Source organism: Streptomyces cyaneochromogenes (assembly GCF_003963535.1).
GTDB lineage: Bacteria > Actinomycetota > Actinomycetes > Streptomycetales > Streptomycetaceae > Streptomyces > Streptomyces shaanxiensis.
The window spans coordinates 9,758,983-9,772,040 of the sequence record NZ_CP034539.1 but is presented as its reverse complement, the minus strand read 5'-3'; the positions used below and the strand labels follow the sequence as shown (position 1 = coordinate 9,772,040).

At 72.0% G+C, this 13,058-nt stretch carries 13 protein-coding genes; 8 read left to right on the top strand and 5 right to left on the bottom strand.

All coding sequences use genetic code 11. The features are described 5' to 3' along the window. Nucleotides 1-109: 109 nt before the first annotated feature. From EJ357_RS43855 to hypE, 8 genes are read left to right on the top strand one after another with little or no spacing between them, the layout of a single operon-like run. Complete coding sequence (locus tag EJ357_RS43855; protein ID WP_126397853.1) at nucleotides 110-1,264, top strand: 4Fe-4S dicluster domain-containing protein; 1,155 nt, start codon at nucleotides 110-112, stop codon at nucleotides 1,262-1,264. Continuing rightward, nucleotides 1,264-1,728 carry a Crp/Fnr family transcriptional regulator gene (locus tag EJ357_RS43850; protein ID WP_126397851.1) on the top strand — a complete coding sequence of 155 codons (465 nt, stop codon included), beginning with the start codon at nucleotides 1,264-1,266 and terminating at the stop codon, nucleotides 1,726-1,728. Before EJ357_RS43855 ends, EJ357_RS43850 begins: the two co-directional genes overlap by 1 nt. After that, nucleotides 1,725-2,531: an FAD/NAD(P)-binding protein gene (locus tag EJ357_RS43845; RefSeq protein WP_126397849.1), complete on the top strand. Its 807-nt coding sequence runs from the start codon at nucleotides 1,725-1,727 to the stop codon at nucleotides 2,529-2,531. The genes EJ357_RS43850 and EJ357_RS43845 overlap by 4 nt, the downstream gene beginning before the upstream one ends. Nucleotide 2,532: 1 nt before the next feature. Next, the gene (locus tag EJ357_RS43840) at nucleotides 2,533-3,294 is read left to right on the top strand and encodes an NADH-quinone oxidoreductase subunit B family protein (RefSeq protein ID WP_126397847.1); all 762 of its coding nucleotides are present in this window, start codon (nucleotides 2,533-2,535) and stop codon (nucleotides 3,292-3,294) included. Next, nucleotides 3,291-4,622, top strand: a complete 1,332-nt coding sequence (locus tag EJ357_RS43835) for a Ni/Fe hydrogenase subunit alpha (protein ID WP_126397845.1) — start codon at nucleotides 3,291-3,293, stop codon at nucleotides 4,620-4,622. The genes EJ357_RS43840 and EJ357_RS43835 overlap by 4 nt, the downstream gene beginning before the upstream one ends. Before the next feature lie 23 nt (nucleotides 4,623-4,645). Further along, on the top strand, nucleotides 4,646-5,272 hold the full coding sequence (locus tag EJ357_RS43830; RefSeq protein WP_126397843.1) for a CBS domain-containing protein: 627 nt from the start codon (nucleotides 4,646-4,648) through the stop codon (nucleotides 5,270-5,272). 16 nt (nucleotides 5,273-5,288) lie between these two features. Then, on the top strand, nucleotides 5,289-6,392 hold the full coding sequence (hypD, locus tag EJ357_RS43825; RefSeq protein WP_126397842.1) for a hydrogenase formation protein HypD: 1,104 nt from the start codon (nucleotides 5,289-5,291) through the stop codon (nucleotides 6,390-6,392). After that, nucleotides 6,389-7,423 (top strand): hydrogenase expression/formation protein HypE, encoded by a 1,035-nt coding sequence (gene hypE / locus EJ357_RS43820; protein ID WP_126397840.1) that lies wholly within the window; start codon nucleotides 6,389-6,391, stop codon nucleotides 7,421-7,423. Before hypD ends, hypE begins: the two co-directional genes overlap by 4 nt. A 51-nt stretch (nucleotides 7,424-7,474) precedes the next feature. Here hypE and EJ357_RS48715 read toward each other — a convergent pair whose 3' ends face one another. The 5 genes from EJ357_RS48715 to EJ357_RS43800 form a co-directional block, all read right to left on the bottom strand. Further along, on the bottom strand, nucleotides 7,475-8,056 hold the full coding sequence (locus tag EJ357_RS48715) for an Rv1733c family protein (protein ID WP_175647747.1): 582 nt from the start codon (nucleotides 8,054-8,056) through the stop codon (nucleotides 7,475-7,477). Nucleotides 8,057-8,274: 218 nt separating this feature from the next. Beyond that, on the bottom strand, nucleotides 8,275-8,616 hold the full coding sequence (locus EJ357_RS48710; RefSeq protein WP_175647746.1) for a hypothetical protein: 342 nt from the start codon (nucleotides 8,614-8,616) through the stop codon (nucleotides 8,275-8,277). A gap of 365 nt (nucleotides 8,617-8,981) precedes the next feature. Next, nucleotides 8,982-9,482: a flavodoxin domain-containing protein gene (locus tag EJ357_RS43810; RefSeq protein ID WP_126397838.1), complete on the bottom strand. Its 501-nt coding sequence runs from the start codon at nucleotides 9,480-9,482 to the stop codon at nucleotides 8,982-8,984. 24 nt (nucleotides 9,483-9,506) lie between these two features. Continuing rightward, on the bottom strand, nucleotides 9,507-10,238 hold the full coding sequence (locus EJ357_RS43805) for a CBS domain-containing protein (RefSeq protein ID WP_126397836.1): 732 nt from the start codon (nucleotides 10,236-10,238) through the stop codon (nucleotides 9,507-9,509). A 13-nt stretch (nucleotides 10,239-10,251) separates the two neighbouring features. Then, nucleotides 10,252-12,963 carry a bifunctional acetate--CoA ligase family protein/GNAT family N-acetyltransferase gene (locus EJ357_RS43800; protein WP_126397834.1) on the bottom strand — a complete coding sequence of 904 codons (2,712 nt, stop codon included), beginning with the start codon at nucleotides 12,961-12,963 and terminating at the stop codon, nucleotides 10,252-10,254. Nucleotides 12,964-13,058: the final 95 nt, after the last annotated feature.

Here is a 13,058-nt window from a genome sequence, read left to right as displayed (position 1 = left end):
GGGACCCGGTCGGCCCGTCAAGAGGGCCGATCAGCCCCTGCCTCAGGCACCCCTCGCAGTCGGAGCCTGACATTGGAGGAACGCGGAGCCGCCCGACGAGGAGGACCTCATGATCGCCCCCGCAGCCCCGGCCGTGCTCGACCGGGATGGTCTGAACGCGCTGGTCGCGGCGCTGGTGGCGCAGGGACGAACGGTCATCGGGCCGACCGTCCGCGACGGCGCGATCGTGCTGGCAGAGCTGACCTCGGCGGACGCGCTGCCCTACGGCTGGGGCGTCGAACTCGACGCCGGTCGTTATCGGCTGGTCCCCCGTGTGGACGGGGCGGCCTTCGCGCACAGCGCCGGTCCGCAGTCCTGGAAGTCCTACCTGCACCCGTCGCGGGAGCGGCTGTGGAGTGCCGACCGGACGTCCGAGGGCGACGTCTCCTTCACACCGGACGAGCCGGAGGTTCCCTCGTACGCCTTCCTCGGTGTCCGCCCCTGTGACCTGCGGGCCATCGCGATCCAGGACCGTGTCCTGACCGGCGGGCACTACGCGGACGACGGCTACAGAAGGCGTCGCTGCAAGGCATTGCTGATCGCCGCCGAGTGCACCGAGCCCGGCGCGACGTGCTTCTGCGTTTCCACCGGCGGCGGGCCCGCTGCCGACCCGGGCTACGACCTCGCGCTCACCGAGATCGTGGACGAGGACGGACACCGCTTCCTCGTACGCGTCGGCAGCGACGAGGGCGCCGAGCTGCTGGACGGGATACCGCACCGGAGCGCCGACCCGGCCACCGAGGAAACCGCCGACGCGGCCGTGGACGCGGCCCGCGACCGCATGGGCCGTTCGCTGCCCCCGGTCGACCTGCGTGCCCTCATGGGCGCGAGCCTGGACGCCGAGCGCTGGGACGATGTCGCCGCCCGCTGTCTGACCTGCGGCAACTGCACCATGGTCTGCCCGACCTGCTTCTGCACCACCACCGAGGAGGTCACCGACCTCACCGGTGACCACACCGAGCGCTGGCAGCGCTGGGACTCCTGCTTCGACCTGGACTTCTCGTATCTGCACGGCGGCCCGGTCCGCTCCTCGGCCCGCAGCCGCTACCGGCAGTGGCTCACCCACAAGCTCTCCACCTGGCATGACCAGTTCGGCACCTCCGGATGTGTCGGCTGCGGCCGCTGCATCACCTGGTGCCCGGCCGGCATCGACATCACGGAGGAAGTCGCCGCCCTCGACGCCGAACTCGCCGACCACGCGGCTTACGGAACGGAGACGGACTGATGCCTCCCTCGCTCGCCTTGCGCATGAACCACGCTCTGCCCGTCGAGCACCGCGAGCGGCTGCTGCGCGTCGGCCGCGAGGTGAGCTTCCCGCAGGGCGCCCGCCTGTTCGAGGAGGGCGGCCACGCCGATCGCTTCTGGATCATCCGGGCCGGCACCGCCGCCCTCGACATGCATGTGCCCGGCCGACGGCCACCGGTCATCGAGACGCTAGGCATCGGCGACCTCGTCGGCTGGTCCTGGCTGTACGAGCCGTACGTCTGGCAGCTGGGCGCCGAGGCCCTGACGCCGCTCACCGCCTACGAGTTCGACGCCGTCGCCGTGCGGCTGATGTGCCTGAACGATCCCGAGTTCGGGCGTGCCGTCGAGCACTGGGTCGGCCGAGTGCTGGCCCACCGGTTGAACGCGGCCCGCGCCCGGCTGGTCGACCTGTACGGGATCTATGAGACGAAGGAACCACGATGATCGCCGTGCCGGTCCCCCATCGCGTGGTCGCCCGCCAGCCGGAGACCGCGGACACGGTCACGCTGTGCCTGGAGCCGGTGGGTGCTGCACTGCCTGAATTCGCACCGGGACAGTTCGCAATGGTGCACTCCTTCGGTCGGGGTGAGATCCCCGTCTCGGTGAGTTCCGTGCAGGCCACGGGTGGTCTCGCGCACACGATCCGCTCGGTGGGCGCGGTCTCCGACGGGCTGTGCGCGATGCGGGTCGGCGACGTCGTCGGGCTCCGTGGTCCGTACGGCAACACTTGGGAGCTGGTGCGGGCGTACGGCTGTGACGTGCTGGTCGTGGCGGGCGGCATCGGTCTCGCCCCGCTGCGGCCGCTGATCCTGAGCGCGCTGGCCGAGCCGGAGGCGTACCGTCGAGTCAACGTCCTGGTCGGGGCGCGCACCCCGGGCGACCTGATCGCCCGGCAGGAGATCGAAAGCTGGCCCACGGCGTTCACCGGAGTGACGGTCGACCAGCCCGACGCCGACTGGCGCGGGGACGTCGGCGTGGTCACCCAGCTGCTGGGGCGTGCGCAGTTCGAGCCGGACGACACCTGGGCGTTCGTCTGCGGGCCCGAGCCGATGATCCGGGCCGCGGCCCGCGAACTCGCCCAGCGCGGTGTCCGCCGCGACCGCGTCCGTGTCTCGCTGGAGCGGAACATGCGCTGTGCGACCGGGCACTGCGGGCACTGCCAGCTCGGCCCCTTGCTGCTGTGCCAGGTGGGTCCCGTCGTGAACTGGGCGCAGGCCGAACCCCTGCTGTCGGTGAGGGAGTTGTGAGATGACCCCCAAGCTTGCCGTGTTCAAACTGGCCTCCTGCGACGGCTGCCAGCTCACCCTGCTGGACTGCGAGGACGAACTCCTCGCGCTGGCGGGCGAGGTGGAGATCGCCCACTTCCTGGAGGCCTCCAGCGCGGTGGAGCCCGGACCGTACGACCTGTCCCTCGTCGAGGGCTCCGTCACCACGGCCGAGGACGCCGAGCGCGTCCGCGCGATCCGGGCGGCCTCGCGCCATCTGGTGACCATCGGCGCGTGTGCGACCGCCGGGGGGATCCAGGCGCTGCGGAACTTCGCGGACGTCGACGAGTACCGGCGGGTGGTGTACGCGCACCCGGAGTACGTCGAGACTCTGGCCACCTCCACGCCCGTGTCGGCGCATGTGGACGTCGACTTCGAACTGCGCGGCTGCCCGATCGACAAGCGGCAGCTCGTCGAGGTGATCACCGCGTTCCTCGCCGGCCGCAAGCCCGACATCCCGGACCACAGCGTGTGCTTCGAGTGCAAGCGACGCGGCACGGTCTGCGTCACCGTCGCCCATGGCACGCCCTGCCTCGGCCCGGTCACCCACGCCGGGTGCGGTGCGCTGTGCCCGGCGTACCACCGCGGCTGCTTCGGCTGCTTCGGCCCGTCCGGGTCGGTGAACCTGCCCGCGCTGATCCCGCTGCTGCGCCGCGACGGCCTCGACGAGGACGACGTGGAGCGGTTCCTGCACACCTTCAACGCCGCCGCGTTCGAGAACTTCGAGAGGGAGCTGGAGACGTGACGCACCGTGGTTCCCGTCTGCTGCACGTCGGCTCGCTGTCCCGGGTCGAGGGCGAGGGCGCGCTGCGCCTGCACGTCCACGACGGCACGGTCACCGAGGCACAGCTGAACATCTATGAACCGCCGCGGTTCTTCGAGGCGTTCCTGCGCGGCCGTTCCTACACCGAGCCGCCGGACATCACGGCCCGGGTGTGCGGGATCTGCCCGGTGGCGTACCAGATGAGCGCGTGCGCGGCGATCGAGAACGCGTGCGGGGTGACGGTCGATCCGGTGATCCGTGAGCTGCGCCGGCTGCTGTACTGCGGCGAGTGGATCGAGAGTCAGGCCCTGCACATCTATCTGCTGCACGCCCCGGACTTCCTGGGCCGCGCGAGCGCCATCGAACTGGCCCGCACCCACCGGGCCGAGGTCGAGCGGGGGCTCCGGCTGAAGAAGGCGGGCAACTCGCTGATGGAGCTGCTCGGCGGTCGGGCGGTGCACCCTGTGAATGTCCGCCTCGGCGGCTTCCACCGGGTGCCGGCAAGAGACGAACTCCGGCCGATTGCCGAGGAGTTGAAGCAGGCGCTCGACGACGCGTGGGACACCGTGCGCTGGGTCGCGGGCTTCGAGTTCCCGGATGCCCGGGTCGAGGCCGACCTGCTGGCGCTGGCCGAGCCGGACACGTACGCCATCGAGAGCGGGACGCCGACCGTCCTGCGGGCCGACGGGACCACGGGCTCGTTCCCCGTGCGGGACTTCACCGAGCACGTTGCCGAGACACACGTGCCGCACTCCACGGCGCTGCACTCCCGGCTCGACGGGCGACTCCATCTCACGGGCTCCCTGGCCCGGTTCGCGATCAGCGGCCCGCGGCTGTCGCCGGTGGCGCTGCAGGCGGCCGTGGAGGCCGGGCTCGGCGATCCGCGGGCGGGTGCTGTGTGCCGTAATCCGTTCCGGTCGATCCTGGTGCGGACGGTGGAGACGGTGTACGCCGTCGGGGAGGCGCTGCGGATCATCGAGGCGTACGAGCCTCCCCCACGCCCGTACACGGAGGTGCCCCCGGTCGCGGGCGTCGGCCACGGTGCCACCGAGGCTCCACGCGGGCTGCTCTACCACCGCTACGAACTCGACGCCGACGGCATCGTCACCAGCGCGCTACTGGTGCCGCCCACCGCGCAGAACCAGGGCGCGATCGAGGACGACCTGCGGCGGCTGACCCAGCGGGCGATCGGCGAGGGCGACCCGGACGACGGCGAGCTGACGGCCCTGTGCGAGCGGGCGATCCGCAATCACGACCCGTGCATCTCCTGCTCTACCCACTTCCTCGACCTGACGGTCGTCCGTACCTGAGGAGAGAAATGCGGGAGGTTGCCATGCCTGAATCTCCATACACCGTGAGCGATGTGATGACGCACACCGTCGTCGCCGTCGGCAGCGAGGCGCCCTTCAAGGAGATCGTCGAGCTGCTGGACCAGTGGAAGGTCAGCGCCCTGCCGGTGCTGGCCGGAGAGGGTCGGGTCGTCGGAGTGGTCTCCGAGGCAGACCTGCTGCCCAAGGAGGAGTTCCGCGACGGCAACGAATCCGGGAGCGAAGTCGGGGAGCGGCTCAAGGCGAGCGCCCTCACCGCGGGCGAGCTGATGAGCACCCCGGCGGTGACCGTGCACGCGGACGCCTCGCTGGCCGAGGCGGCCCGCATCATGGCCCGCCGGCACGTCAAACGGCTCCCGGTCGTGGACGACGTCGGCCTGCTCCAAGGCGTCGTCAGCCGCAGCGACCTGCTGAAGGTGTTCCTGCGGCGCGACGCCGAGATCGCCGACGAGATCCGCGGCAGCGTGCTCACCCATCTCCCGGTCACCACCGAGCTGGGAGTCTCGGTCACCGAGGGCGTGGTCACGCTGACCGGTTCGATGCCCGAGCGCGGGCTCGTTCCCGTGGTGGCCCGGGCCATTCGGGCCGTCGAGGGAGTCGTCGACGTCCAGCTGGATCTGACCCACAGGTGAAGGGCCGGCACCACCGATGAAGTACCTCGACGAGTACCGCGATCCCGTCCTCGCCCGGCGCCTGCTGGACGAGCTGCGGCAGACAGCCACGCGTCCCTGGCGGATCATGGAGGTGTGCGGCGGCCAGACCCACACCCTCGTCCGCCAGGGCATCGACGAACTGCTCCCGGCAGGAATGCGGATGATCCACGGCCCGGGCTGCCCGGTCTGCGTGACCCCGCTGGAGACCCTGGACCGGGCCATGGCGGTCGCCGCCCGGCCCGGCGTGATCCTCACCAGCTTCGGCGACATGCTGCGCGTGCCCGGCACCGACACCGACCTGCTCTCCCTGCGGGCGCGGGGAGCGGACGTACGGGTGGTCTACGCCCCGATGGACGCCGTGCGCCTGGCCGCCGAGCACCCCGACAAGGAGGTCGTCTTCCTCGCGGTCGGCTTCGAGACGACCGCACCTGCCAACGCGACGGCCGTGCTGCACGCGGCCCGCCTCCGGCTGACGAACTTCTCGATGCTGGTCAGCCATGTCCTCGTCCCGCCCGCGATGACCGCGCTGCTCGACGACCCGGACTGCGAGGTGCAGGCCTTCCTGGCGGCCGGGCATGTGTGCGCGGTGATGGGCTGGCGGGAGTACGAGCCGATCGCCGCGAAGTACCGTGTGCCGATCGTGGTCACCGGCTTCGAGCCGCTGGACCTGCTGGAGGGCATCCTCATGGCCGTACGGCAGCTGGAGTCGGGGCGGTTCGAGGTGGAGAACCAGTACGTACGGGCCGTGCGGCGCTCCGGCAACACCGAGGCGCAGGACGCGGTCCGCGAGGTCTTCCGGGTCACCGACCGGGCCTGGCGGGGCATCGGGGCGCTGCCCGACAGCGGGCTGGAACTCGCCGAGAAGTACCGGCGCTTCGATGCCGCCCGCCGCTTCGACGTGGGCGGGCTGTGTCCCGTCGAGGACGCCGAGTGCATCGCCGGCGCCATCCTCACCGGGGCCAAACTGCCCACCGACTGCGCCGCGTACGGCACCCGCTGCACGCCCCGCCATCCCTTGGGGGCGCCCATGGTGTCGTCCGAGGGCACGTGTGCCGCCTTCTACGCGGCCGGACGCACTCCTGCGAGGAGCACGGCATGACCATCCAATGCCCCACCCCCCATCACGACGACGAGGTAGTGCTGCTCGGCCACGGGGCCGGCGGCCGCCTCACTGCGGAACTCCTCGACCGGGTGATCCTGCCCGCCCTGGACGGCGACCCGGGCCCCATGGAGGACGCGGCGCTGCTGCCCGGCTACCGGGAACTGGTGATCAGCACCGACAGTTTCGTCGTCAGCCCGCTCTTCTTCCCCGGCGGGGACATCGGGTCCCTAGCCGTCCACGGCACGGTCAACGACCTCGCGATGCGGGGCGCGTGGCCGGTCGCGCTGTCCGTCTCCCTCATTGTTGAGGAGGGGCTGCCGCTGACCGAACTCCGGGCGGTCCTGAGCTCGTTGGGGAAAGCCGCGCAGGACGCCGGGGTGCCCGTGGTCACCGGGGACACGAAGGTGGTGGGGCGCGGTGCCGCCGACCGGCTGTTCATCAACACGACCGGCATCGGGCAGCGGCACGGCTCGCTGCATCCGTCGGCCGCGCTGGCTCGCCCTGGCGACGCGGTCCTGCTGTCCGGGCCGATCGGGCTGCACGGCACGACCGTGCTCAGCACCCGTGAGGGCCTCGGGTTCGAGGGCGACATCGCCTCCGACACCCGGCCGCTGCATCGCCTGGTGCGCACCCTGATGCCGCTCGGCGCCGACGTCCACGTGCTGCGCGATCCGACGCGCGGCGGGCTCGCGGCCTCCCTCAATGAGATCGCCCGTGACTCGTCCGTCGCCGTCGAGATCGAGGAGAGCGCGGTGCCGGTACCCAAGCCGGTCGCCTCGGCCTGCGATCTGCTCGGTCTCGACCCTCTGGTCGTCGCCAACGAGGGGTGTCTGGTCGCGTTCGTCGCCGCCGACGCGGCCGAGGACGCGCTGAGCGCCATGCGGTCGGTGGGAGAGGGTTCGGGAGCGGTACGGATCGGGGAGGTGCTGCCGGACGGGCCTGCCGGGCGGGTGACGCTGCGCACGCTGGTGGGCGCCCGGCGGATCGTGGAGATGCCGCTCGGGGAGCAGTTGCCGCGGATCTGCTGAGAGACCTCGGATGCCGATGGCGACGGAAGGCGGCCGGATGTCCTGAGGACGTCAGCCCGCCTTCCGTCGCCATCGCGGACCGACCTCGGCCCACTCCGTGTCCCACTGCCGCAGCCGCCGCCGGTCCAGCCACGCGCATGCGCCCCAGCCGATGAGCGTCACCATGGCGCCGACGCTCACCGCGGCCACGGTGCCCAGTACGGCGCCCTGGAGTTCGGCCTGGTCGACGGTCGCCGGCTCGGGGACGAGCTGCCCCTTGGCGTTCAGCCACACACGAGTCGCGTCCCCGCTCTGGCTGCCCGGCTCGACGCGGGTCACGCCCGTCCGGGATGTGCCGTCCGGCCCGGTCCAGCGCACGGTGGCCCAGGCACGGGCGTCGTCGCTGCCCTCGTTGGCGGACGTGCGCAGGTCCGCGTCTTCGGTGAGCACTGCAGTGACGGCGCGCCGCTCGGCCCGCCAGCTGTCCATGTTCCGCTCGACGGCGTACGCGGTCGCGACACCCGTGACAACGGCCGCCACGATGGCGAGTGCCCAGGTCAGGAGCAGCAGCCAGGCTTCGACCAGATAGCTGCGGCGCCTGAGCGGATTGCGCCTCAGGCGCCAGCACAGTCGCCCGGCCCGGGTCATGCTCATCACCGGACCGGAACGCCGTCGTGGACCAGTACCTCGGCGGGCGGGTGGCGCCGTGTGCACCATGTGCGCGGCGGGCGGCCGAGGCGCAGCACCACCTGCGCCCCGAGCGGAGCCAGTCGGTGCGGCTTTCGTGAGGGGTGGACAGCACGGCGACGGTCCCGGTGCGTGAGATACACCGGCGGCTCGGTCGGGCGTAGTACCGGGCGAACCCGAGGTAGTCACGGCCGGCGAGCAGCGTGGCGTCCGGGTGGTGACGGCATGCCTCGACGGGCACCCCGTCCGTGCCGACGGACCGGAAGATCTCGGCGGCGTGGCGCGGATCCGCGCGTGGGCACATCCTCGGCGGCATGCACGAAGTCGGCGAGCAGCCGGAGTTGCTCCGGTTCGTCGATGATCCGCAGGTCGGCGCCCTCGGTGCGGGCGTGGTCGCGTAGTTCGTAGAGGAGGGTGTCGGGTACCGGCTCGGGTCCGAAGGGGCCGCGGTGGGTGTGCCGGTGGGGCATCGCGCGGGCCAGCCGCGTCTCTTCGGGCGTGGCCGGGGCATGGGCCGCGTAACCCACGTGGGCCAGGTAGTTGAGTCGCCCGGTTCCGGCAGGAGGTCGACGGCGGGCCGGAAGCCCAGCCCGCGTACGGCGATCCGCACGTTGAACAGGGCGGCTCCGCATGCGATGACCGCCTCCCGCCCGCCGGGTCGGTCAGCATCATCCGCCGCCCGCCGTGCACATGCACCTCGAAGCCGTGGTCGTGGCCCTCCTCGGCGAAGAGCCACGGCTGGCTGTTGTGCGGTGAAGGCGCCAGGGAGGCGGCGCGGGCCAGGTGGAGAGCGGCCCGGCCCGCACGCACGCGGGAGACGCGGCCCGGACCCTCGTACGACAGGGACATGATGCACGCCTTCCGTGACCGTTCCTGACCTGCTGAGCCTTGCTCAGCCCTTGGCCACCAGTTCGTCGGCGACTGTCCGCGCCCAGTCCTCGATCTGGGCGAAGTCCCGGAAGTCGCCGCCCTTTCCGTTCTTGATGATCATCCGGGCGACCCATCCCTTGGCGCCCTCCTGGAGGCAGCCGCCGAAGGTGACGTGCCCCCTGGTGTCGAACCGGTTCATGGCGCGCTTCAGGCCGGGCACGGGCGGGATGTCCCGCTCCGACGCCGACGGGTCCAGCGGCCCACTGCTGAACAGCCATAGCGGACGTTCGGCCAGCTCACGGCGGTGTCGGCGGAGGAACCGGCGGGAGTCCTTGTGCCAGCGTCCGGCGTACAGTCCGCCGCCGACGACGACGGCGTCGTACGGCGAAACGCTCTCGACGGCACCGGCCGGCAGCGCCTCGGCGGTGAGGCCCTCCTTACGCAGGACCTCTGCCACGGCCTCGGCGATCTGCGCGGTCGATCCGTTCGTCGTCCCGTATGCGATCAGCACCTTGGTGGTCATGGTGGTCCGCCTCCTTTCACAACGTCACAGCTTGCGCAGCCAGTCGTCGGCGATGCCGTGCAGTGCCTGCTCGTCCGGCCGCGCGTGCGAGTCGTCCAGCCGGTAGTCGAGCTTGTCGACAACCGCGACCACGCCGTCGATCTGACGGGTCATCGAGACGGCGATCTCCGTCTCGCTCTTGCGTTCCATCTGGCCCAGCAGCGTCACCACGCCTTCCGTCACGGAGACGGCGATACTGCGCGGCGGCAGCCACAGGGCGCGTACCAGCACCTCGTCGACGACCTCGGCGCGGATGGCCGCGTCGGGCCGCAGGAAGACCTGGAGCAGGTCGCGGCGGGTGACGATGCCGACGAGCCGCTGCTCCTCGTCCAGGACGGGCAGCCGTTCGATGTGGTGCTGGGCCATGGTCCGGGCGGCCTCGACGATGGTGTCGTCGGCGTGGACCGTGACCGGCGGCTCGGTCATCAGCTGGCCGGCGGTGCGGGCCCGGGCCTTCACGGCCCGCTCGCGCCGGGCACGGGTCAGCCGGTCGAGGCGGAAGCGCTTCTTCGGCTCGAAGGGGTCGGGGACCTCGGCCTGCCGGATCATCAGGTCCGTCTCCGAGATCACGCCGATGACCTTCTCGTCGTCGTCGACGACCGGCAGTCCGCTGATGCGGTGGTCACCGAGCATCCTGGCGACCTCCTTGAACGGGGTGCCGTACTCGGCGCGGACGACCTCCGTGGTCATCACGGAGCCGACCTTGTTGTGCTTCATGGCTTCTTCCTCCTCAGCGGAGTCGGCGCAGATACGGATCCTGGGGCCTGCGGGGCAGCAGGCGTACGCGCGCATCGAGCACGGTGGCTCCGCCCGGTGTCGCGAGAACGGGGTTGAAGTCGGCCTCGGCCAGCTGCGGCAGGTCGCTCGCCATGCGGGACAGCCGCAGCAGAAGTTGTTCGAGGCTCTGGAGGTCGACGGGCCGGGCGCCTCCCCCAGAGGGGGTACCCCCAGCGCCGAGCAGGAGCGGGGCGCAGCGCGGGGCCGTGATCAGGTCGTGGACATCGTGGTCGGTGAGCGGGGCGAGCCGGGCCGCGTGGTCGGCGAGGATCTCGGTCGCGGTGCCGCCGAGCCCGAACAGGACGAGGGGGCCGAAGACCTGGTCCTGGACGACGCCAGCGAACAGTTCGGTGCCGCGGTCGGCGAGTGGTTGGATGACGACGCCTTCCAGCAGGCCGGCGAACCGGGTCTCCAGGTCCCGGAAGGCGGCGCGGACCTGGTGGTCGCCCCTCAGGTCGAGATGGACGGCGTGTTCGGCGGTTTTGTGCACCAGTCCCGGCCAGTGCCCCTTCATCACGACCCGGCCGTCGGCGCCGCGCAGCCGGTCGGCGGCGAGGACTGCGTCGTCCTCGGTGTCCGCCCAGGCCCAGGCGAGCTGGGGAATGCCATAGCAGCCAAGGAGTTCGGCGCACTCGCGTGGGTCCAGCCAGCCGCCGTCGGGGTGCCGGTCGAGGTAGGCGTCGACGACGGCGTGGGCGCGCTGCGTCTCGACTCCGTCGAGGTCAGGGACGGTCCCGGCCGGCCGGGCGAGCCAAGCGGTGCGGCGGGCGGCGTGGGCCAGCGCCCGGGCAGCCGCCTGGGGTTCGGCGTAGGAGGGAATGGTGCTGTCCTCGGCGGCGGGCAACAGCTCGACGGGCAGGCCCTGTTCGAGCCGTACCACGACGATCGGCTTGGGATGACGGCCGGGCGCGCCGGTGATGGCCCGCACGAGGTCGTCGCCGGTCGCCGCGGCAACCGCGGTGGGGACGAGAGCCACGAGGACGGCGTCAAAGCCACCGCTCCGCATGATCCGGTCCACGCAGTCGCCGAGCTGCTCCTCCGTGACGGCGGCGGTGGCGTCGACGGGGTTGCCGACGGCGGCGCCCGCGGGCAGCACGTCGAGCAGGTCGTCGATCAACTCGGCGCCGGGCGCCGAGAGCTCCAGCCCGACCTCGGCACAGGCGTCGGCCGCGAGGACACCCGCTCCCCCGGCGTTGGTCACGATGGCCACGCGGGGTCCCGCGGGCAACGGCTGGGAATGCATCAGGGCCGCGGCTTCGAGGAGTTCGCCCACCGAGCGCGTCGCGGTGATGCCCGCCTGGGTGAACAGGGCGCCGCGGGTCATGGTGCGCGTCGCGGCGGCCGCGGTGTGCGAGGCGGCGGCGCGACGGCCGGCCTCGGTGCGGCCGGCGTCGACGGTCAGGACCGGCATCCGGCGAGTCACACGGCGCGCGGTACGGGAGAAGGCGCGCGGACTGCCGAAGGACTCCAGGTGCAGCAGCGCGAGGTCGGTACGGCCGTCGCTCTCCCACCACTGGAGCATGTCGTTGCCGCTGACGTCGTACTTGTCGCCGAGGGAGGCAAAGGAGGAGACGCCGATGCCGAGCCGGGACAGCCCGTCGAGCAGTGCGATGCCGACGCCGCCGGACTGCACGGCGACGCCCGCCGTCCCGGGGCGTGGGTGACCGGCGGCGAACGTGGCATCCAGGCGCAGCTCCGGGTCGGTGTTGGAGATGCCGAGGCAGTTGGGGCCGACGAGGCGCATGCCGTGCTCACGGCAGGTGGCCAGCAGGGCCCGGGCCTGGTCGGCGTCCAGGCCGGCGGTTACGACGAGCACGGCGCGTACGCCCGCCTTGCCGCATTCCTCGGCGGTGCCGGGGATCGCGGCGGCGGGTACGGCGAGGACCGCGAGGTCAGGGGTCTTGGGCAGGGCGCCGACCGAGGAGTGGCACGGCACGCCGAGGATCGAGCTCGCGGCGGGGTTCACCGCGAACAGGCGGCCCGTGTAGCCGCCCGCGTGCAGCTGGTGCAGGATTGCCCGGCCGACCGAGCCCGGCTTGCGTCCGGCGCCGACGACGGCGACGGTCCGCGGCCGCAGCAGCGGTTCCAGGCTGACGACGTCGGCGGCGCGGCCGCGTTCCTCCACGGCCGTCAGATAGGTGTCGCTCTGGTCGAGGGCGATGGTGCAGCGCACCTCGGGGCCCTCGAAGTGGCGGGCCGTGCGCAGGCCGAGGTCGGCGAAGAGCTTCAGCACCTCGTGGTTCTCGCTGAGCGCGTCCGCGGTGAAGGTGGTGATGCCCGCGGCGCGGGCCGCGGAGACCAGGTGCTCCACGAGCAGGGTGCCGACGCCCCGGTGGTGCAGTCCGTCGGCGACCGCGATGGAGATCTCAGCCGTGACCCCGGTGCCGCCGCTGTCGTACTCCGCGAGGCCGATCACCCGGCCTGCGGTCTCGGCCAGCAGGGCCCGGTGCCCCGGGTGTGGCTGGGCGCAGGCCCGGTCGGCGGCCATCGCTGCGGAGCGGCGGCTCGCTGCGAAGAACCTCAGGCGCAGATTCTCCGGGGACATCTCCTCGTACAGCCCATGCACCTGATCGTGGTCGCCCTGCCGTACGGGGCGGATGCACACGGTGGTGCCGTCCGCGAGCAGGGCGTGGACCGTGGGCCGGCTGAGCGCGTCGTCCGTCATCGCGGAACTCCTTCGGGTCTTCTGGTTCACTTCGAGCGTCCAGCGGAATTGACGGCGGCCACAGGGGCTGACCGGGCGGTCCGGGTGGGCCGGTC

What these genes read in the sequence shown, in the direction of transcription:
- EJ357_RS48715 (WP_175647747.1), bottom strand. Translation starts at nt 8,056, where the DNA reads ATGAGCATGACCCGGGCCGGGCGACTGTGCTGGCGCCTGAGGCGCAAT.
- EJ357_RS43855 (WP_126397853.1), top strand. Translation starts at nt 110, where the DNA reads ATGATCGCCCCCGCAGCCCCGGCCGTGCTCGACCGGGATGGTCTGAAC.
- EJ357_RS43805 (WP_126397836.1), bottom strand. Translation starts at nt 10,238, where the DNA reads ATGAAGCACAACAAGGTCGGCTCCGTGATGACCACGGAGGTCGTCCGC.
- EJ357_RS43830 (WP_126397843.1), top strand. Translation starts at nt 4,646, where the DNA reads ATGCCTGAATCTCCATACACCGTGAGCGATGTGATGACGCACACCGTC.
- EJ357_RS43800 (WP_126397834.1), bottom strand. Translation starts at nt 12,963, where the DNA reads ATGACGGACGACGCGCTCAGCCGGCCCACGGTCCACGCCCTGCTCGCG.
- hypD (WP_126397842.1), top strand. Translation starts at nt 5,289, where the DNA reads ATGAAGTACCTCGACGAGTACCGCGATCCCGTCCTCGCCCGGCGCCTG.
- EJ357_RS43850 (WP_126397851.1), top strand. Translation starts at nt 1,264, where the DNA reads ATGCCTCCCTCGCTCGCCTTGCGCATGAACCACGCTCTGCCCGTCGAG.
- EJ357_RS43840 (WP_126397847.1), top strand. Translation starts at nt 2,533, where the DNA reads ATGACCCCCAAGCTTGCCGTGTTCAAACTGGCCTCCTGCGACGGCTGC.
- hypE (WP_126397840.1), top strand. Translation starts at nt 6,389, where the DNA reads ATGACCATCCAATGCCCCACCCCCCATCACGACGACGAGGTAGTGCTG.
- EJ357_RS43845 (WP_126397849.1), top strand. Translation starts at nt 1,725, where the DNA reads ATGATCGCCGTGCCGGTCCCCCATCGCGTGGTCGCCCGCCAGCCGGAG.
- EJ357_RS43810 (WP_126397838.1), bottom strand. Translation starts at nt 9,482, where the DNA reads ATGACCACCAAGGTGCTGATCGCATACGGGACGACGAACGGATCGACC.